Source organism: Okeania sp. SIO2F5 (genome assembly GCF_010692685.1).
In the GTDB taxonomy this organism is placed as follows: Bacteria; Cyanobacteriota; Cyanobacteriia; order Cyanobacteriales; family Microcoleaceae; genus Okeania; species Okeania hirsuta.
In genome coordinates, this window is record NZ_JAAHGU010000001.1 from 106,372 (window position 1) to 125,801 (window position 19,430).

Below are 19,430 nucleotides of genomic sequence, written 5' to 3' on the forward strand. Positions count from 1 at the left end.
ACTTAGAAAAATTGCTATCTAATCCAGAAATGAAACAACACTTAAAATCTCTGATTAGCAACTCTGTTTATTGCTTTGATCAGGAGATTTTGTTGATTTCATTTCATCGTTAAATTAAAGCAATAAATAGATAGTTTTATGGATGAAAGAATATGATTAGAGCAAGAACATAAAGCAACAGACTCAAAGTTTTTTTTTGCTTCTATGACAAATAGTCATCTTAAAAACTTAATCAAGCTGGATCAAGACCAAAGTTTAATAGATTTACTAGGTTGGAATACATTCTTTAAACCTGACGAGACAGAAGAATTTATAGAGACAATTTCAAGTTATGCTTTCCCCTATTCTCAAAAAAGTCAGCCTCTACCATTTGGAATTTACCTAGACCTAGAAAATTTTCCCATTGGATATGTAGTATTAAAAGGCTTGAATATGGATTTGTTTACTGCTGAAATTGGTATAGCAATTCTAGATGAAAAATATAGAAATAAAGGATACGGAACTCTAGCATTAAAACGACTAATTATTTATGCTTTTCAGGAATTATATATTCAAACAATTGGAGCTGCAATTTTATTATCAAACAACAGGTAAATTAATATGTTTAAAAATCTCGGTTTTGTAGTTAGAGAAATTATGTATAAATCATGGCCGATGCCTAATGGAGAGCTAGCAGATATGGTATTGATGGAATTAACAAATGATGATAGTATGACAAGCTGGAAGTAGCGGTAATAAAAAGCCAATAAAATCATAATTTTAGTAATTATAAATTCCTTTGCTTTGTATGATATTTGGATAATTTGAGATGTTTGATACTATTGATAACAATCATTGTTTTGTACTATAAATTTTTGAGATAAAGTTGATCGTTTAAATCAAAATTGCTGTAGAATATATTATAGTAAACCCGGTTTTCCCACATTACATTTATGGTTAGAGTTTTTACAAGACTTTCTCAGTACTCAGTATTGGCAGTGGCGAGGGTGATATTGATATCGAAATTATACAGAGTCTGATTCCCAGACTTAACACACGGTGGAAGCAGTTAAAATATGTAGCACTTGAACCCAACCCTATCCATCGCGGACGCTTTCTACAACGGCTCGATCAGGTATCTTTAGGCCAAAATGTAGAAGTGTCCGTGCGTGATGAATATTTTGAACCCGGTAGATTTGAAAAGGAACAAACGACTAATTATTTATGCTTTTCAGGAATTATATATTCAAACAATTGGAGCTGCAATTTTATTGTCAAACAACAGGTCAATTAATATGTTTAAAAATCTCGGTTTTGTAGTTAGAGAAATTATGTATAAATCATGGCCGATGCCTAATGGCGAACTAGCAGATATGGTATTGATGGAATTGAAAAATGATAGTATTACAGCCTGGGAATAGGAAGGAGAAACAACTTATGAATAAATATGATGACATTGCCCAGTATTATGACTTACTTATGGAGAGTGGGTATTACGACTATCAGAAAGCAGCTCAGTCCATCGACTCTATCCTCAAAGGTCGGAAAAAACTGCTCGAAATTGGGGTGGGAACGGGATTACTTGCAGAAAAACTACTCGAATTAGATTCCAGCTATGAGATAACTGGCATAGATTTTAGTACTGCTATGTTAGACCGGAGTAAAGCTCGTTTGGGAAACCGGGCAAAGGTAGTAGAAGGTAATGTCTTATCAATGGATTTGCAAGAAGATTTTGATGGGGTATATTCCCAGGGCGGTCCAATAAATTTTAATCGGGTAGGTAATGATTACCACTTAAATATGCTGCCAAATTTTGAGGACAGCGTTAAGATGTTAAACAATATTGCTCGCCATTTAGTTGACGGTGGCTTATTAGTACTTAACATTCAAGGAGAGAAAACAGAGGTCGATGGCGATCGAGACATTGGCAACGGCATTGTTTACGCTCAACAAAAGCATCTCTGTTTCCTAGAAAATCAAGAAATGTACTTTTGGGAAAAAGATTATATTTTTAAGAAAGAGGGGGAGATAGTGGCTCGCGATCGGCATAAATTCTTAATGATCTATGGCCAACTTCTAGAAGATACGATGAAGGCGGCAGGGTTTAAGTTGAAACAGGCGACTCCCGACGATTTATATATGGTTTACCAGAAAGCGATCTAATATCAAGTTTGGTTAAATGGTTACAGAGGTCAAAGCAGTAAACGATCGCCCCTCTGGGCATCGCATTGTTGTTTTGGATACCTCTGCTACGACAAAATGTTAAGATTCATTTGTACTATAATTTTTTGATCTAAAATGGAACTTATACCACAAAAAGTCGAAACTAGCACCCAAAATATCTCTTATTATGAAAGTTCAGGTAAGGGGCAAACTATTTTCCTAGTTCATGGTAATTCTTCATCCGGACGCTCTTACCTACATCAATTACAGAGTCAGTTTGGTGAGAGGTATCACTTAATCGCGATGGACTTACCAGGTCATGGACTTTCAGATGTAGCTGTTAACCCAGAACTAACTTACAATCTCCCTGGTTATGCTGATGCTGTCCTTGAGGTAGCTAAAGCTTTAGATGCTTCTAATGCAATTTTTGTAGGTTGGAGTTTAGGCGGACATATTCTTTTAGAAGCTAGCGATCGACTTACTGATGCACAAGGTATTGTTATTTTTGGTACGCCACCAATTGCTGACAACCCTCCCGATCTAGAAAATGCTTTTTTGCCACATCCATCTTTGAGGTTGGGTTTCACTGCGGAACTAAGTCAAGAGGATATGTTGGCGTATGTGACGACTTTCTTCAGACCGGATATGAAAGAAATTCCTGAGTTTTTATTAGAAGATATTTCCTTAACTGATGGCAAAGCGCGTGGGAATTTAGGTGCAAGTATTACCCCTGGTGGTTATCAAAACGAGATTGAAATTGTGGGTAATATGAAGATTCCTTTAATGATTATTCATGGGGAACAAGAGCAGTTGGTAAATGCTGATTATATAGCAGAATTGAAAATGCCCACTCTTTGGAATGGAGGAATTGAATTTATTGCCAATGCGGGACACGCTCCACATTGGGAAACACCAGAGAAATTTAATAGCTTATTGATGGATTTTATTACTGATGTGACTATAGGCGATCGCCGTCAGTAAAATTATTGATATTATAGCACTTTGCCTAGATAATGAGGTACAGCTTGTTAATTCTTTTTCCTGTTTCCTAGAGTTATAAAACTTTGTACCTTATTAATTGGAAAACTCCTGTAATTGGCAATAAGCAAAAAACTTTATTCCTGCTCCTATATTGATAGCAAAGCTCCTCTGTTTGCGAAGCATTCCGAAGGAAAAGAGGCACTTGCGCGACGACAATATAGTGGTATCGGTACATCAAGTAATTCTGAGTATAGGAATAGTTAATTGTATATATTTTAATCCCAAAACCGAAGTATTTTGGATAATAGATTATCGTATTTACGACCCAGATAGTGACAATAAAACTCAAATAGATCATGTTGAATAAATAATATTTAATGTGGTCAAAAAGAAGAAATTACTATTTAAAACTGTATTAATGGATAGTTGGTATGCAACACAAAGATTAATGGCATTGATAGATAACCTAGGAAAAAATTATTATTGTCCCTTACAAGGTAAATCGCGTACGTAGATGACACTGGTGGTGTAGAAAAATATAAAAAAATTGCTGAATTAAGCTGGAACTCCTCAGAAAAAATATCAGGTAAAATAATTAAAATTAAAGGTTTTCCAAGGAATAAAAAAGCGAGTGCGTAATTCTGAGGTCTCCTCAGAATGTAAGACGCACTCAAGACAGTCAAGCTTTCTGGGTAAATGTTTCTACCAACACAGCAGAATATATTGCTACTAATGACGAGAGCTAATGCAGTAAAGATGATGTAGAATTTGAATCTCAAACCAGATAGAAAATCGAATAATTTCACGCCATAATTAAGCAATTAACAGGCCTAGGTTCCTGTCAATGTCGTCTGAGAAAAATCCAAATAAATCATATTGCTTGTGCTATGTTGGTTTGGAATCATTTGAAAAAAATGGCAAACATTCTGGGAAAAACTATTTATCAACTAAAACATCAATTATTATCTAAATATCTAGTATCTGAACTCAAATATGCTGCAATTAAAATGACGGTTATTTAAGTTTTTATGGATAGAGATAGAATCAGAAATACTGGGCGATCGCTGAAAAAAATTATAGCGTTAGCGGAGCTTTGCGTCAGCAATCGCTCTATTTACTATGCGCTATATATAGTGTCTTTGCGTAAGTCCTGACTATATGAGGTTTTATGAAGCAGCGTAGTTTAGATAGAGGTTATCGACCTGGAATCGTACTAATTGATGCTGGTGCGTGGTAACAACACAGCATTTCTGAAAAAATTAGAAGAAAGAAAATTAGAATAAAGCTTTGACTGAGAAACAGGTAGATTAATCTGACTTCTTTTAGCCAATTAATGACTCGCTGCTCTCTGATGACGTTCTCTCAGATAAGAAAGAAATTCTTTACCTTCACGCAAACGACGCACTAACATTTGCGGGTCTGCTAGCATTTCACCAACTATAGGAATAATTGACTTGGGTCTAAAATAAAACCGACGATACATCTGCTCAACTCCATCTTCAATTTCACTACCTGACAAATTAGGATACTGTAACGATGACATCTGAATTCCAGAATTAGCAACCAAAGCATCGCCAGTAAACCAACCATTTTCCTGAGCTTGACTATATAATTCTGTTCCAGGGTAGGGGGAAGCGATCGAGACTTGAATTGTATGGGGGTTTACTTCACAAGCAAAACGGATAGTCTCCTCAATAGTTTCCCTACTCTCATTGGGTAAACCGAGAATAAAAGCTCCATGAACTTTAATCCCCAACTTATGGCAATTTTCCATAAATTTGCGGGCGACTTCTAATTTAATTCCTTTCTTGACTCCATCCAAAATTTGTTGATTTCCAGATTCAAAACCTACCAACAGCAAACGTAGACCGTTATTTTTCAATTCTTTAAGAGTGTCGTAATCTAAATTTCCACGAGCATTACAACTCCAGGTTAGCTTCAGTCGCTTCAAATGTTCGCTAATAGCGATCGCTCGTTTTTTATCAATAGTAAAGGTATCGTCATCAAAAAAGTATTCTCGCACAGAGCTGCCCCAAATAGCTTTTGCTTCTGCCATTTCTTGCCCTACTGCTTCGGGACTTTTAGCCCGGTATTGATGTCCGCCAATAGTTTGTGGCCACAAACAGAAAGTACATTTAGCAGGGCAACCACGACCTGTATATAAGGAGATGTAGGGATCGAGTAAATAACCAATTAGATATTTACGAATATCTAGATGTTCTGCATAAACCGGAAAAACACTAGGCATTGTATCCCAGTCGTGAATCAATTCTCGTTCTGGTGTATGGTGAATATTGCCTTGAGAATCATGGAAACTCAACCCTTTAATTTCTGCAAAAGATTTTCCTTCGGATAATTCTTTGCAGGTATAATCAAATTCGTTGCGACAGACAAAATCAATAATTGGATTATCTTTAAGGGTTTCTTCAGGCAAAACTGCCACATGAGCGCCAACAAAACCTACTTGTGTCTCAGGGTTTTGAGTTTTAATTGCCTCTGCACATTTAACATCATTAGGGAGGGAAGGGGTACTGGTGTGCATAATTACCAGTTCATAATCTTTAGCAATTTTCAGCACATCTTCCACTGTTTGGTTATGGGGAGGAGCGTCTACCAATTTACTTCCAGGAACTAGAGCAGCAGGTTGAGCTAACCAAGTGGGATACCAGAAAGAAGTAATTTCCCGTTTTGCTTGGTATCTAGCTCCGGCGCCTCCATCAAAACCATCAAAGGAAGGGGGATTTAAAAATAGAGTTTTTTTCATATTTAATAGTAGATTTTTCAGGACTTACGCAAATTAACCTTGAGAACGCCATATTTAGGGGCAAATACCATTCGCCCTCACTTGGTTTCGTGTCCGTGCGTAAGTCCTGTTTTTAATATACAGGGATATTTTGGAGAACATTCCTACGCTTTCTTTTTATACCATAAGTACACGAGCTACGGAGTCCTCAGGAGTCAGGAGGAAAAAAGAAGGAAGAGAGAAAGAAGAAATGTAACTATAAGTATAAACCTTTTTTGAAATCCTCCGTAGGGAAATTTTATAACTTCCTTAATTTATCAAAATAATTGGAGGGAGCAAGATGCTCCCACTGATTTTGTCCTTGACCAAAATAATGACAATAGACCACCATGACAATGCACCACCACCTTTATTTTTAGGATATCGACTCAGACCCAAAACAAAATAATATCCAATATCAAGTTCAAATAATTAGCGATCGTAGCGCAAGTTTTGTTTTGCACCGCCACCTGTTGGCAGAGCATTTCGTTTGCGTAGCATTCCAAAGGAAAGGAAAAAGTGCGATTCACAACTCAACAATTAAAGATATGTTTGTTGGGTTTCCTTTGTCAACCCAACCTACAAACTCAATTTTTTGTATAGTAGATTTTACCGAAAAATTCAGGTATAAAGCCTCTCCATTCATGGAGAAAAAAGCGGTCGTTAGCGGAGCTTCCCGTTAGGGTGGGATGGCTCCGAAACCTGCGCCATATCCATGAGACCAAGAGAAGAAAAAAAAATCCTTTGATCCAATCCTCTTATTTATAAGAAGAGGTAATTCTAAATTCTTAATTCTAAATTCTTAATTCTTGAAGGTCTTAAGCACCCTTAGTAAAAAAATAAAATAATTATTAAAAAACTCACCAACTATGGTAGGCTTTCTTTAATTCTTTGCCCATAAACATTTTATCCCTCATCACAGGTATGAAATAAATTATGGACACAGATATATAAAACATAGATAAATATTATCACTGTTATTAACCATGACAATTACTACAGCACCATTTCCAATTGACATAGGAAGTTATAAACCACTTTCTCTCGACCCCACAAACCCAACTCTCACAGACGAACAACGCGAAACACTCAAAGCAAATATTCAACTCTGCCGTGATACTATAATTTTCTTCACCGCTACTGGTGCTGCTAGAGGAGTAGGAGGTCATACAGGTGGCCCTTATGACACAGTACCCGAAGTTATGATTTTAGATGCCTTTTTCCGAGGTGCAGCAGAAAAATTTGTACCTATTTTCTTTGATGAAGCTGGACACCGCGTAGCTACTCAATACTTAATGGCAGCTATTGCAGGAGAACTTCCTGTGGAACGTCTGGTAAATTATCGGGCAGCAAATTCTCATTTACCAGGACACCCAGAATTAGGGTTTACTCCAGGAGTTAAATTCAGTTCCGGTAGACTAGGTCATATGTGGCCTTATATCAACGGTGTAGCAATGGCAAATCCTGATAAATTAGTATTTTGCTTAGGCTCCGATGGTTCCCAACAAGAGGGTAACGATGCTGAAGCAGCTAGAATGGCAGTAGCACAAAATCTCAATGTTAAATTGATAATTGATGATAATGATGTTACTATTGCAGGTCATCCATCCGACTATTTAAAAGGTTACGATCTCAACAAAACGTTAGCAGGTCATGGCTTAACTGTGCTTGAAGGAGATGGGGAAGATTTAGACGGTCTGTATCAACGAATATGTCAAGCAGCTACCACTGAAGGTCCGATCGCTATTATTAATAAGCGGAAAATGAGTGTGGGTATCGAAGGTTTAGAAGGTTCTACCCACGGACATGATGTGATTCCTCTAAAGTTAGCGATCGAATATTTAGAAGCAAAAGGTAGAACTGAAGCAGTTAACTATCTCAAGGGTATTGAAAAACCAAAGCAAAGCTACACTTTCATGGGTGTAAGTGATAAAGTTGGTTCTAACCGGAATGTCTTTGGCGAGAGTGTGGTATCTGTCCTCAAAGGTATGAGTGAAGAGGAACGCAAAAATCATTTATTTGTTGACAGTGACTTAGAAGGTTCTTGTGGGTTCAAACAAATTCATGATGCTTTTCCAGAGCGGTTTATTAGTGGTGGCATCATGGAGCGTGGTAATTTTTCTGCTGCTGCAGGGTTTGGTATGGAAGCAGGGAAACAAGGTATTTTTGCCACATTCAGTGCTTTCTTAGAAATGTGTATTTCTGAAATTACAATGGCGCGGTTGAACAATTCTAACGTTTTGTGTCACTTCTCCCACGCTGGTATAGATGACATGGCAGACAATACTTGTCACTTTGGCATCAACAATATGTTTGCCGATAACGGTCTTGATGATGGTTATGAAACTCGCTTATATTTCCCTGCTGATGCGAACCAAATGAAAGCTTGTGTGGAAGCAGTATTTACTCAAACCGGAATGCGGTTTATCTTCTCCACTCGTTCCAAAGTACCAATTCTGTTAGACAGCAATGGTAAAGAATTCTTTGGTGAAGATTATAAGTTTACTCCTGGGAAAGATGAAGTTATCCGGGAAGGTACAGCAGGTTATATTGTCAGTTTTGGTGATGCGTTATATCGCTCTCTTGATGCAGTGGAACGTCTGAAACAGCAAGGAATAGATGTTGGTTTGATTAACAAACCTACTCTCAACGTCATTGACGAAGATATGTTGCAGAAAGTTGGTGCTGCTCCTTTTGTATTGGTTGTTGAAGCATTCAACCGTCGTACAGGTTTGGGTAGTCGTTTCGGTTCTTGGTTATTGGAACGTAGTCTGACTCCTAAGTTTGGTTATCTAGCTACTCACCAAGAAGGTTGTGGTGGTCTATGGGAACAGTTCCCTCATCAAGGGATCGATCCTGAAGGTATTATGAATAAGGTTAAAGAGTTAGCTAGTTAATTTTCTTTTAAATAGAGTTGTTGGGAAATAAAAATTCAAAAGCCTGAAAAGTTTACTATATAATATTTTCAGGATTTGAGGCTTGAAAAACACTATAAACCTTGACTAATAAGGGTTTTAGCAATTTTTCGGCTTAATTCCCAACAAGTCTAATGGAGTAATATCATGTTCGGATAATCAGTTATAAATAAAATTTCAGAACTGACAGTACCGAATAAATACTGAAATTATCTTGAAATACTGAAATTATCTTGATTTTTCTCCTTTCTTCCCTCCTGAATTCTGACTCCTGACTTCTCGCTAAGTTATTTATAAGTATTCAACCGAACATGATATAATATTATGGTAAAGCAGATTAATGGCTGGATTCTTGAGGGAGTTGTAGCATCTGGTAAAACCACATTAATTACAGAATTGCAAAAGGTATTAGCGACGAAACATTCTTCTAGAACAAAGGTTTATATTAGTGAACATTACACCGAACGGGTTTTAGAAGATGAAAAAGCCAAGCGAATCTTAACAGCACAAGCTACTATTGATTTGGCCTCTCACATTGTTGAGAAGTTGGAAAGCATTGCCTCTTGGAAATCTGGTAGTAAATTTCATCAGAATCAAGGCAATGCTATGATTGACTCTATCCTAGAAAGGTTTCTAGGTAGTCATTATGCCAACCTAAAAACCTTGGAGTTATGGGATTCAACCTCTGAGGATGAATTCAAAATTAGGAATATTTATAAACGTTTAGAAGAACTAGGATTCTCGGTAGTAATTCTGAAATTGCCAGATTCTCTGATTAACCAAGCTGTAGCTACTACTAAACTTTATAGAAACGCCGCCTGGTCTCGGTATCTGGAAAAAGTAGGAAATGATGAGCAAGTAAGTATCTACTACTTAAATTGGCAAAATAAACTATTTGAATTTTATAACCGCATTAGTAAATTTATCGAGATTAAAACAATTACAGTGGATTCTATTCACCACAGAGATTACTATAGTGAATTAGCAAATTCTCTCGTTAAATGAGTATTAAGTTTATTTTCTTTGATATTGATCAAACCCTTGTCGATTATTCGGGTGCAGTGAGTAATATCATGTCCGGATAATTAGTGATAAAAACTTTCTCTTTCAACTCCAGTTCTTCTTCTTCCTTCTTCTTTCTTCCCTCCTGACTCCTGACTCCTGACTCCTGACTCCTCCATCGTTATTTATTTATAACTGTTCAACCGGAGATGATATAAGGCTGTTGTACGCCTTGTTAAAGAAGAACCAATCTTAAATGGTATTTCTAGTGGAGAGTTTTTGTCCATCTGGAACAATTTAAGAAGCCGTTATACACAGCACATGATATTACTCCTGACTCCTATAAAAAGTCTCACTACTTGTTTGATTTGAGGATAAGTAAAACTACGATAACGACCAATTCCATTAAACCTTAAACAGACGAAAAATAGCACAATAATTTGATAATTTGATTTGGGTATTAATGCTCAACTCTACTATCAATACAATCTCATATTCTTGCTTCTTACTTTTTCATTCCCTAAAAAAAAATTCACAGAGTTTCTCAGCGATATCCTTACTTTACTTCTTCCTTATTCTTACTTCTTCCTTCTTAAACTATGATCAATTCTACTCTTATAAATCAGAATATCTCCTTAGAAGACTTCACAAAAAACCCTCCTGAAAAAATGGAATGGGTAGACGGCAAATTAATAGAAAAAAACGGCATGACATTAAGACATGGAAAAATTCAATTGAAGCTCGGTCGTTATTGGGATGACTATAAAAATGCCAGTAAACAAGGTGGAGAAGTTTATACAGATGTACCTTGTCGTACTAACAAACAAGGGCGATCGCCTGATGTTGCTTATCTGACTCCTGAGTTAGTTTCAGAATATGGAAATTATCCTACTTTGCCTCAGAGTTTTCCTTTAAGTGCAGAAATTATTTCTCCTACAGATTTAGCTGAAAATGTCTTTTTAAAAGCTCAGGAATATTTAGAATCTGGTGGCGAAGAAGTTTGGTTAGTTTTTCCTGAGAGTAAATGGATAATAATAGTTACTGAAAATCAAGGTTTAATGTTTACTTCTGGTCAGGTTGTTACTACTCAAAAAGTTTTAATAGGTTTTAATGTGGCAGTAGATGATTTATTAGCTTGAGAATTAATTATATTTTTTTCTAATCTATATCAAAGGCAAAAATTTTCGCAAACGCCATTCCCTTTTACCGCAAAAAAAATCTCTGCCATCTGCAGCAAAACCTCCTCCAGTCAGATTCCGAAATTTGGGAAAAATATTTATGGTTTGTCTACTACTATTCTGACAACTTTCCTCTTTCCAACAAAGCAAAAAATTTTCATATTTGTAGTTAGCTAATTTCCTAAATTTTAACTTCTAACTTTTGACTTTTGACTTTTGACTTCTAAATCCTTCCTTCCTTAAATAAAACGAATAAACCAACGTTCCTTAAAACTAACACCAGCTAATGCTTCATACTCTGCCAAACTTCTGACATTTCCTAAACCATAAATGCCAAAATCTTCCGTAGCAGTTTCCATTCCCAAAATCTGACGAAAACGAGATTCAGATATCTTATTTTGTACCCACCAATCTTGATGATCTTCCCAATGTACAACCCGCTTTTTACCAGTATTATAAAAATGCCAACAAACACTAAGATTAGGATGATAAATATCCCATCCCCTTGTCCAAGCTTTAGCAGCAAATAACACCTCTTCCCCAGTAAAATAAATCTCCGGGTCGTAGGGTACTTCCTCAATAATTAACCCATCTGCAAAAATAAACCCAGCAGCAACAAAAGCTCCTAGTTGTGGAATACTACATTTACTCAAATCGCCTATTGCTCTCAAACTTAAAATACCAGGATCTCCAAACTCCTTTGCCTCTAACCGACTTGGTGTATCCCCAACCAATTCTCTAGGGGGTTTGTAAGCAGGAGGATAGGTACTCAAAAGAGGTTTTTCACTGGGACACATTTCCAGCATTTTAATCAATTCTATATCCCAGCCAGGCAAAAATCTCATGTGGGCATCAATTTGTAGAGTATAACGTTCCTTTTGCCACAACTTTTGTACCAAAGACCTCGCCCAACCTACGCCACGAGCTTCAGAAGCAGGCACTGCAATAATACGACAATCTTTAATACCTTTAAGTTTGCTGATATAGTCCTTTTCCTCATCCGTACCATACTGCCAACAAATGCCAAAAGTGAGGCGTTCAGGATGAGTGGCATGGGCGATCGCTTCTTCTACTGTTGGGACTAATTCTAAATCGCGATAGGCAACTATTTGAATAAAAATACTATCCATAAAATTTGTTTATAGCCATCTTAATTATGTTGTTTAAACTATTACTACTTTAGATAGAACAAATCAGAATCCAGTTATTTAAATACTCAAATCCTACTTTAAGCAAAAACTTTGACTTTTTTTACTTTTTTATAAAAATTACAAGCTAAATCCAATTTGATATTGTATCAACGATAAAAAAGAATGCCACAACAAAAAGGAAATTTGAAAATTACGCCTAGAAAGAGCTTCTTCCATACTAAAAGCCACCTATCTCTATATATAGCTCCAATTATTTTCTTCAACATCCGTAGATCCACAAGAGGTAACACTATGCCATTGATCTAGATCGCAAAAGACATAAAAATTTTTCACAATAACACTTTGACTAGCCTCACTGAAATTACGGCATGAATAATCAGATGATATATTAAGATTGAACAATTGATTAAAATTCAGGATTTTTACTGATATTAAATTATGGAAGTTAATACTAATAATCCAATAAATATTAATTCTGAAATACCTAGTCCTGTTGAATGGGTAGAAGAACATTATTCGATCGCCAATTTAATAGATACTCTCACCGATCTACAAGAGGTACTTGACCATGGACTACTATTCCAAGATAATCAAGATGGAGAATTAGTTATTAATGCTGATATGAAAGATTTACTACGAGAAGAATACGGGCATCAACATTGGCAGTATTTAGAAAAATATTTATTGAGCAATAGTTAAAAATAATATTCTGTAGTGTAGTATTACTGAATAAAAATTGCGATGAAATTATTGTAAGCGCAGACTTATTTTTTTTGACTCCACAAACTTCTAAAATAGCTTTCATTGCAGATAAATTTTTGCAGTTTATTGCACTAAAGCTAGTCTCAATAATTTGAAAAAATTCAAAACATCAATCAACTCTTCCTTACCGAATAATTAAGGTTTAAAGCCTCTCCTTTAAAGGAGAAACAGCGGTCGTTAGCGCAGCTTCCCGAAGGGTGGGATGGCGTTTGCTACCGCAAAGCTTTCCGTTCCGGAATGCTACCGCAAACGCTAACAGCGGAGCGGGTCTGCAAGAACGGGTCTCCTCGGCATATCCAATCGACCAAGAGAAGAAAAAATTTTCTTTTGAGTCAATCCTCCCCTTGAAAAGAAGAGGTAATTGTTAATAATTAATTATTAATTGTTTAACTTAACTTTTTTCTAACACTTTAAGACAACATTTTCGGCAACCCTACCTTTTTTAATTCCACAAACTTACCTTGAAAATCTACAGCTTGATTATCCCCAACTCTCCTTGCTTCTGCCAACTCTCGACGAATTTCTGCTCGTTCCATTTTGTCAGAAACTCCACCTAATATATAGATAAACAATCTCATCGCTAAATCTCTCCCAGCTACTGACATTCGTTTGCGATTAAAATCATATAAAACCCCATACCAAATTGAGTCAGGAGATTCTATTCCACTCAAACCACCATCCACATCATACTTATTTAATTTCTGAAAAACCTCCTCCAAAAAAAAGCCTTTTTTATATATTAAAATTCCTAGAGCTTCAGAAAAAGCAATTTGCCCAACAGGTCGGAATAAAACATGACCTTCTCCTGGTTTTATTTCAAAACTAAATCTTCTCAATTCTGGAGTTTCGGCACCATTTTCTAATCTTGAATAACTAGGTAAATTAGATAAATAATTCCAAAACAACATAAATTCCTCTAGTCCCTCTTCTAATTCCTCTTCTTCGGGACGCATTGGAATTAAACCTTTATCTGAAGGTTTCCAATGAGGATAACGAGGTTTTAAATATCTTTCAGACATTTCTTGAATTGCCTGAAGAGTTGTTAAAACAGTAGACTTAGTTGCTACAGTAGCACTATCCCAATTCACTCGTGGATTTCTATTATCTTTCTCCTTTAATAAAGGATGATAAATTGCTGTTTTTCTAGCCACAATGGCAAACCCATCATCCTCATTTAATAATGCCAACTGCCCTTTACTTAATTTCACAGCAGTCAAATTTACATGAGCAAAAACTGACCTAACTCTCCGTCGTGCTTGTGCTCTACTTTCTCCTTTTACTACTGCCGGAATAAATTCTATACCTATTTGTTCGTAAGCTAATTTTTGTAGTTCTGGTAATTCAATATTATGGGTTTCTGCTAAATCATCAATATTAATAGCTGCACCTACTGGTTTTTTTTGTTTGTTATATCTAGGCAACCTACCTGTTTTTGTTAATTCCATTAAACCTTGAATTCCCATCAGTCGATGTTGACCATCTAAGGCAAATACTGCTACTTCTAAACGTAGGTCTAATAATCCTACTTTTCCCTCTGAATCTAGGGGTAAAAAATTAGTAGCAGATTTATTTGCTTTTCCATTTTTATTCCATTCTTCTGCTTTAGGATTATCTACCCAACTAGGGCTAATTACTACTAATACTGCTGGAAATTTATGAGCTTTTCTTGTTGCTAAATATAGAGTTAATGGAGCTTGACGAGACCAATCTAGGGGACGTTGTTGAATTTCATCTATTGTTTCTGCATCCCGAATTATATTGTCTGTTTCTACATCAAATTTTTGTCGAAATAATGGTAGTTGAGAGGCAAAACGTACACGACTATCTAACCATTCTAGAGTGACAGAACCGATGTAAGCTTCCGTTTTTCCCATCATGGTTTTTTGTACTAAAAGTCTGTCATCTTTGCCTATATGTTTGTCTAAAAGGATAGCGATCGCTTCTCTTTCTCGATTATCGTTTTCTAAAATTTCTTTTGCTATTTCTGAGGTGGGTTTATTGGTTTTTTTCATCGCTGATTTTGGGAAATATTTTTAACAATTTTTAAAAAAATATGTATATATAAATTTTTGTTAACAAATGTTTTTAAAAACTATTTGATTGATATGATTGTTAATTGTAAGTTATTTGTATATCATATACAATTTATTATGTCAATATTAACCAATGAAACACAAGGGGTGAATATTAATGTCTTTTTTTACCCTTAAAATAAGGATACTTTGAGATTTTTGACACTGAAAATTGCTTCAAACTCAGCAGTAAGTGCATAAGCAAAATTAATGACATATTTTGTTCCTAAATTCTCAAGCACTTTTTTTAGATATTGAAGTAAGCTGTTCGGTTTCATTCTTTCCTAAAAACTTTTCTATGGGCGATATGAAAGACACGCTCAGTAATTTCAGGAAATTATTTCAAATTTAAAGTTTCAAACTATTTATGACATTTTTAAAGTGAATTGGTATTAATAGATTTTAATATTTAATATCGTGATTGCATTCTTACTTAAAATAGAAATAACATCTATAGAAATGGGTGTCTCTCAATTTTGAATAAAGCCAAAAATTTATTGCTTTAGGGAACAGGGAACAGGGAATATATAGGAAAAAAGTATTTTTGCAAATATGAGATACACCCATATAAATCCAATTTAAGTTGTAATATTTTGGTGATAGTTAAGAATCAGAATATTAAAGGTTTTGCTTGAAAATTAACTGTTATAAAAATTTTTACAACCAATTTAGCATCGCTATAATAAATATAGCAATCAGGTGTCAGATGTGAGAGATTGATTGCTGTATTACTTGATTTATAAGAAAATTTAATATCATTTCTCATAAATCATTCTTGATTACCATAATTTATTTCTCTATGTAAAGAGGAGTGGTGAAAAATTTATTGATTTTTTCAAAGTACAACATTACAGTGACAGGTATTGCTGAGAAACTAATCAAGTTAACTTTGTAATTTTAAAAAGGAGGAATGAGAATAGTTATAGTAAATTTAGTTCTGGTAGTTATTTGAGATTTAATTTGGCATATTTATTTAGTTAATCTGCGAGTTTATGACAAATAAATACTGAAAATATAGATGTTTTGCCTGGGGCTATAAATGAGCAAAAATCAAGAATTAAAAAGGGAAAAAAAATTAGCATACTACTGTCAATATTTTACCGAACTTAAGACAAGTCAAAAGCTTAGTCCTAAAGCCGAATATAAACCAATCTTGATTTTATCTGTGATTGATTTGATTACACAAGGTTTAATCAATAATAATCATATTTCTGTATCTGAAGAACTAATTAGTACCTTCAATAAACATTGGGATATTTTATCATCTGGTATTTATAAAGGTAAAAATCGTTTACACCTTCCTTTTTATTTTCTAAAGAGTGAAAGATTCTGGCATCTTGAGTCTAAAATTAATTCTTTAAAGCAGCCAAGTTCTGTTAAACAGTTAAAACAGGTAGTTGAGTATGCCAGTTTAGACCCAGAACTTTTTGAACTACTACAAGAGCAAAGTTCTAGAAAAGAATTAATAGACGTACTCATTGCAAATTGGTTTTCAGCTAATAAAAAAAAATTAAAGAACTTATCGTAATTAATGAAAGATTCCCAAAAGACAATAATGAGAAAGAAAGTTCAATTAATTTATCAAACCAACAGCAAAAACAACCTAAATCATATTTCAAAAAATCTGTAGTTAGAGATAGTATCTTTCGTAAAGCAGTTGTACATACCTATAACTATAAATGTGCTTTTTGTGGAATGAAAGTCAGTATGTCAATAAACCAAAATATTGTAGATGGAGCCCAGATCAAACCATTTGCCAAATTTTATGACAATAGAATAGATAACGGCATATCACTGTGTAAAAATCATCATTGGGCATTCGATAAAGGTTTATTTACCATAACTGATGATTATAAAATCATCGTTTCCAATAATTTCTTAGAAGAATCACCCAATTCTAAACCAATGAAGGAATTTAATAGTAATCAGCTTTGGTTGCCAAATGAAAAAGAATCTTTCCCCAGAATAGAAGCTTTACAATGGCATCGCTAAAATATATTTATCTCATAAAAATGCAGAATAAATTAAAAAAAATTTTAGGAGTATTGAAAAATGGTAGGAATACAAAAATCTCTTTTTCCAGAGCGAACAACTGCTGAACTAATCAAAGATATAGAAAAGCTAACTATAGAAATTCAAGAATTATATTGCCTTGATGAAATCCCCTTAATTGTTGGATATTCTGGAGGAAAAGATAGTACCGCAGTTTTGCAACTTATATGGAATGCGATCGCTACTTTGCCAGTAGAAAAAAGAACTAAAAAAATTTATGTAATTACTACTGATACACGAGTAGAAAATCCTTATGTTTCTGCTTGGGTAAAACAATCTCTAAAAAACATTGAGAGAGTTGCCCAAGAACAGAAAATGCCAATAGAAACTCACCTTCTACAACCAGATATTCAATATACATATTGGGTAGGTTTAATTGGCAAAGGTTATCCCGCACCCCGTCTAAAATTTAGATGGTGTACGGGACGTTTAAAAATTGAACCATCTAATCTTTTTATTCGTAATGCTGTACGAACTAATGGAGAAGTTATCCTAGTTTTAGGTACTCGTAAAGCTGAAAGTGTTAACCGCGCTAGAACAATGAAAAGATTAGAAGAAAAACGAGTACGGGAACGCCTTAGTCCTAATGCCAATTTACTTAATTCTTTAATTTATTCCCCTATTGAGGACTGGCGAACTGATGAAGTTTGGCTATATTTAATGCAGTGGGAAAATCCTTGGGGAAATAGTAATAAAGATTTACTAGCAATGTATCGAGGTGCGACGGAAGATAATGAATGTCCGTTAGTAGTTGATACTTCAACTCCTAGTTGTGGAAGTTCTCGTTTTGGGTGCTGGGTTTGCACCTTAGTAGATAGTGATAAATCTATGTCAGCAATGATTCAAAATGATGAGGAAAAAGAATGGTTACAACCTCTGATAGATTTGCGTCGGGAACTAGATATTTCGGACAGAGATAAAAGAGATTTTCGGCGAATTTGGGGTACAGTTCAACTATTTGAACGGAATATAGATGGTGAAGTTTCTGTAGAACCAATTCCTGGTCCATATAAAAAAGAATGGCGAGATACTTTACTGAGAAAACTGTTAGAAGCTCAAACACAAATTCGTGAAACTGCTCCAGAAAATATGCGAGATATTACTCTGATTTCTCTGGAAGAACTGAGTGAAATTAGACGCATTTGGTTAGAGGAAAAACACGAGTTTGATGATAGTTTACCTCGTATATATAAAGAAGTAACAGGAGAGAAATTTAAAGACTGTCGTCCTGGTGCAGGAATAAGTCTTTTAGGTAGTGATGAATGGTCAGTATTAGAAGAAATATGCAATGGGGATGAGATGCACCTTGAACTTATGGCAAAACTGTTAGATACAGAGCGGCAATATTATATTAAGTCTCACCGATATAAGATTTATGAAAGTCTCGAACAATGTTTTGAAACAAGTTCTCGTTCCAAGGAAGAAGCTATTCAAAACGCTCATAATAAAAGAGACCTTAAAGAAGCTGTCGAGCAAGGAAAAGTTTCAGAGAAAATTAAACAATTAAGTTGGGCAAACATGAAATTTTCTCGTCAAAATTCGGCAGATATCGAGTAAGGGAGTGGGAAAGCAGTAGAATAGGGGAGCAGGGGAGAAATAAAAATATGAAACTTTCTCCGGAAAATTTATCTTTTGTAAACCTCTATTTTCCCAATCTAGGTCAAAGACAAAAATTCGGGCGTTGGTTGACAGTAAAACTATATTTGTTAGACTTACTTCCTACAGGAAACATTCAACAGTGACTAGGAATTTATAAAAATTTTTCTGGCAAACTCATCTCTAGTAAAACTCTATTTTCCCAGTCTTAGATCAAAGGCAAAAATTATCTGTTGATGAAAATTTTTCTGACAAACTCATCTGTGGGAAACCTCTCTTTTTCCCAGTCTAAGTCAAAGGCAAAAATTACAAAAAAATTCTCTTTGTCAGATTTACCTTCTACTGGGAAAATTCAACAATGACTAGAAAGTTATGAAAATTTCTCTGGAAAACTCATCTGTGGGAAACCTCTGTTTTTCTCAGTCTAAGTCAAAGGCAAAAATTCGGGCGTTGGTTAACAAGAAAATTCTCTTTGTCAGATTTACCTCCTACTGGGAAAAATTCAACAATGACTAGAAAGTTATGAAATTTTCTTTGGAAAACTCATTTGTGGAAAACCTCTGTTTTTCTCAGTCTAAGTCAAAGGCAAAAATTACAAGAAAATTGGATTTGTCAGATTTACCTTCTACTGGGAAAATTCAACAATGACTAGAAAGTTATGAAAATTTCTCTGGAAAACTCATCTGTGGGAAACCTCTGTTTTTCTCAGTCTAAGTCAAAGGCAAAAATTCGGGCGTTGGTTGACAAGAAAATTGGATTTGTCAAACTTATCTCCTACCGAAAAAAGGTAAATTCTA

At 35.1% G+C, this 19,430-nt stretch carries 19 protein-coding genes; 15 read left to right on the forward strand and 4 right to left on the reverse strand.

What is annotated here, in order from left to right; all coding sequences use genetic code 11:
• Positions 1-204: 204 nt before the first annotated feature.
• The 6 genes from F6K27_RS00450 (at position 205) to F6K27_RS00475 (ending at position 3,490) form a co-directional block, all read left to right on the forward strand.
• Entirely contained in the window at positions 205-594 is a 390-nt protein-coding gene (locus tag F6K27_RS00450; RefSeq protein WP_287273774.1) for a GNAT family N-acetyltransferase, read from the forward strand.
• Positions 595-600: 6 nt separating this feature from the next.
• A complete protein-coding gene (locus F6K27_RS00455) occupies positions 601-729 on the forward strand; it encodes a hypothetical protein (protein ID WP_287273772.1) in 129 nt (42 codons plus the stop codon).
• A gap of 545 nt (positions 730-1,274) precedes the next feature.
• On the forward strand, positions 1,275-1,400 hold the full coding sequence (locus tag F6K27_RS00460) for a hypothetical protein (protein ID WP_287273770.1): 126 nt from the start codon (positions 1,275-1,277) through the stop codon (positions 1,398-1,400).
• The gene (locus tag F6K27_RS00465; protein WP_287273769.1) at positions 1,375-2,142 is read left to right on the forward strand and encodes a class I SAM-dependent methyltransferase; all 768 of its coding nucleotides are present in this window, start codon (positions 1,375-1,377) and stop codon (positions 2,140-2,142) included. Before F6K27_RS00460 ends, F6K27_RS00465 begins: the two co-directional genes overlap by 26 nt.
• A 135-nt stretch (positions 2,143-2,277) precedes the next feature.
• Positions 2,278-3,123: an alpha/beta fold hydrolase gene (locus F6K27_RS00470; protein WP_287273767.1), complete on the forward strand. Its 846-nt coding sequence runs from the start codon at positions 2,278-2,280 to the stop codon at positions 3,121-3,123.
• Between the two features lie 202 nt (positions 3,124-3,325).
• Positions 3,326-3,490 (forward strand): hypothetical protein, encoded by a 165-nt coding sequence (locus F6K27_RS00475; protein WP_287244924.1) that lies wholly within the window; start codon positions 3,326-3,328, stop codon positions 3,488-3,490.
• 963 nt (positions 3,491-4,453) lie between these two features.
• On the opposite strand, the gene hpnJ is transcribed toward F6K27_RS00475, so the two are convergent.
• Positions 4,454-5,887, reverse strand: a complete 1,434-nt coding sequence (gene hpnJ / locus F6K27_RS00480) for a hopanoid biosynthesis associated radical SAM protein HpnJ (protein ID WP_287273765.1) — start codon at positions 5,885-5,887, stop codon at positions 4,454-4,456.
• Between the two features lie 1,004 nt (positions 5,888-6,891).
• Here hpnJ and F6K27_RS00485 point away from each other — a divergent pair.
• The 3 genes from F6K27_RS00485 (at position 6,892) to F6K27_RS00495 (ending at position 10,961) form a co-directional block, all read left to right on the forward strand.
• A complete protein-coding gene (locus tag F6K27_RS00485) occupies positions 6,892-8,802 on the forward strand; it encodes a transketolase C-terminal domain-containing protein (RefSeq protein ID WP_287273763.1) in 1,911 nt (636 codons plus the stop codon).
• Between the two features lie 342 nt (positions 8,803-9,144).
• Positions 9,145-9,825 (forward strand): hypothetical protein, encoded by a 681-nt coding sequence (locus tag F6K27_RS00490; protein ID WP_287273761.1) that lies wholly within the window; start codon positions 9,145-9,147, stop codon positions 9,823-9,825.
• A gap of 596 nt (positions 9,826-10,421) precedes the next feature.
• Positions 10,422-10,961 carry a Uma2 family endonuclease gene (locus F6K27_RS00495; protein WP_287273760.1) on the forward strand — a complete coding sequence of 180 codons (540 nt, stop codon included), beginning with the start codon at positions 10,422-10,424 and terminating at the stop codon, positions 10,959-10,961.
• Positions 10,962-11,239: 278 nt separating this feature from the next.
• On the opposite strand, the gene F6K27_RS00500 is transcribed toward F6K27_RS00495, so the two are convergent.
• On the reverse strand, positions 11,240-12,130 hold the full coding sequence (locus F6K27_RS00500) for a GlcNAc-transferase family protein (RefSeq protein ID WP_287273758.1): 891 nt from the start codon (positions 12,128-12,130) through the stop codon (positions 11,240-11,242).
• 459 nt (positions 12,131-12,589) lie between these two features.
• Between F6K27_RS00500 and F6K27_RS00505 the strand changes: the two genes are divergently transcribed.
• Complete coding sequence (locus F6K27_RS00505; RefSeq protein WP_124143742.1) at positions 12,590-12,850, forward strand: hypothetical protein; 261 nt, start codon at positions 12,590-12,592, stop codon at positions 12,848-12,850.
• 473 nt (positions 12,851-13,323) lie between these two features.
• On the opposite strand, the gene F6K27_RS00510 is transcribed toward F6K27_RS00505, so the two are convergent.
• Both F6K27_RS00510 and F6K27_RS00515 read right to left on the reverse strand, forming a co-directional pair.
• Complete coding sequence (locus F6K27_RS00510; RefSeq protein WP_287273756.1) at positions 13,324-14,925, reverse strand: DGQHR domain-containing protein; 1,602 nt, start codon at positions 14,923-14,925, stop codon at positions 13,324-13,326.
• 194 nt (positions 14,926-15,119) lie between these two features.
• Entirely contained in the window at positions 15,120-15,263 is a 144-nt protein-coding gene (locus tag F6K27_RS00515; protein WP_161564374.1) for a hypothetical protein, read from the reverse strand.
• A gap of 761 nt (positions 15,264-16,024) precedes the next feature.
• Between F6K27_RS00515 and F6K27_RS00520 the strand changes: the two genes are divergently transcribed.
• The 5 genes from F6K27_RS00520 to F6K27_RS00540 all read left to right on the forward strand — a co-directional run bounded on the left by F6K27_RS00520 (position 16,025) and on the right by F6K27_RS00540 (position 19,149).
• Complete coding sequence (locus F6K27_RS00520) at positions 16,025-16,513, forward strand: hypothetical protein (RefSeq protein ID WP_287273754.1); 489 nt, start codon at positions 16,025-16,027, stop codon at positions 16,511-16,513.
• 179 nt (positions 16,514-16,692) lie between these two features.
• On the forward strand, positions 16,693-16,977 hold the full coding sequence (locus F6K27_RS00525) for an HNH endonuclease (RefSeq protein ID WP_287273752.1): 285 nt from the start codon (positions 16,693-16,695) through the stop codon (positions 16,975-16,977).
• Between the two features lie 60 nt (positions 16,978-17,037).
• Positions 17,038-18,594 (forward strand): DNA phosphorothioation system sulfurtransferase DndC, encoded by a 1,557-nt coding sequence (gene dndC, locus F6K27_RS00530; RefSeq protein ID WP_124143739.1) that lies wholly within the window; start codon positions 17,038-17,040, stop codon positions 18,592-18,594.
• Between the two features lie 47 nt (positions 18,595-18,641).
• The gene (locus F6K27_RS00535; protein WP_287273751.1) at positions 18,642-18,779 is read left to right on the forward strand and encodes a hypothetical protein; all 138 of its coding nucleotides are present in this window, start codon (positions 18,642-18,644) and stop codon (positions 18,777-18,779) included.
• Positions 18,780-19,005: 226 nt separating this feature from the next.
• The gene (locus F6K27_RS00540) at positions 19,006-19,149 is read left to right on the forward strand and encodes a hypothetical protein (protein WP_161564373.1); all 144 of its coding nucleotides are present in this window, start codon (positions 19,006-19,008) and stop codon (positions 19,147-19,149) included.
• Positions 19,150-19,430 lie beyond the last annotated feature (281 nt).

Excerpts from the sequence above, each read along its gene's own strand:
- F6K27_RS00450 (WP_287273774.1), top strand. The coding sequence starts at position 205 with ATGACAAATAGTCATCTTAAAAACTTAATCAAGCTGGATCAAGACCAA.
- F6K27_RS00455 (WP_287273772.1), top strand. The coding sequence starts at position 601 with ATGTTTAAAAATCTCGGTTTTGTAGTTAGAGAAATTATGTATAAATCA.
- F6K27_RS00460 (WP_287273770.1), top strand. The coding sequence starts at position 1,275 with ATGTTTAAAAATCTCGGTTTTGTAGTTAGAGAAATTATGTATAAATCA.
- F6K27_RS00465 (WP_287273769.1), top strand. The coding sequence starts at position 1,375 with ATGATAGTATTACAGCCTGGGAATAGGAAGGAGAAACAACTTATGAAT.
- F6K27_RS00470 (WP_287273767.1), top strand. The coding sequence starts at position 2,278 with ATGGAACTTATACCACAAAAAGTCGAAACTAGCACCCAAAATATCTCT.
- hpnJ (WP_287273765.1), bottom strand. The coding sequence starts at position 5,887 with ATGAAAAAAACTCTATTTTTAAATCCCCCTTCCTTTGATGGTTTTGAT.
- F6K27_RS00485 (WP_287273763.1), top strand. The coding sequence starts at position 6,892 with ATGACAATTACTACAGCACCATTTCCAATTGACATAGGAAGTTATAAA.
- F6K27_RS00490 (WP_287273761.1), top strand. The coding sequence starts at position 9,145 with ATGGTAAAGCAGATTAATGGCTGGATTCTTGAGGGAGTTGTAGCATCT.
- F6K27_RS00495 (WP_287273760.1), top strand. The coding sequence starts at position 10,422 with ATGATCAATTCTACTCTTATAAATCAGAATATCTCCTTAGAAGACTTC.
- F6K27_RS00500 (WP_287273758.1), bottom strand. The coding sequence starts at position 12,130 with ATGGATAGTATTTTTATTCAAATAGTTGCCTATCGCGATTTAGAATTA.
- F6K27_RS00505 (WP_124143742.1), top strand. The coding sequence starts at position 12,590 with ATGGAAGTTAATACTAATAATCCAATAAATATTAATTCTGAAATACCT.
- F6K27_RS00510 (WP_287273756.1), bottom strand. The coding sequence starts at position 14,925 with ATGAAAAAAACCAATAAACCCACCTCAGAAATAGCAAAAGAAATTTTA.
- F6K27_RS00515 (WP_161564374.1), bottom strand. The coding sequence starts at position 15,263 with ATGAAACCGAACAGCTTACTTCAATATCTAAAAAAAGTGCTTGAGAAT.
- F6K27_RS00520 (WP_287273754.1), top strand. The coding sequence starts at position 16,025 with ATGAGCAAAAATCAAGAATTAAAAAGGGAAAAAAAATTAGCATACTAC.
- F6K27_RS00525 (WP_287273752.1), top strand. The coding sequence starts at position 16,693 with ATGTCAATAAACCAAAATATTGTAGATGGAGCCCAGATCAAACCATTT.
- dndC (WP_124143739.1), top strand. The coding sequence starts at position 17,038 with ATGGTAGGAATACAAAAATCTCTTTTTCCAGAGCGAACAACTGCTGAA.
- F6K27_RS00535 (WP_287273751.1), top strand. The coding sequence starts at position 18,642 with ATGAAACTTTCTCCGGAAAATTTATCTTTTGTAAACCTCTATTTTCCC.
- F6K27_RS00540 (WP_161564373.1), top strand. The coding sequence starts at position 19,006 with ATGAAAATTTCTCTGGAAAACTCATCTGTGGGAAACCTCTGTTTTTCT.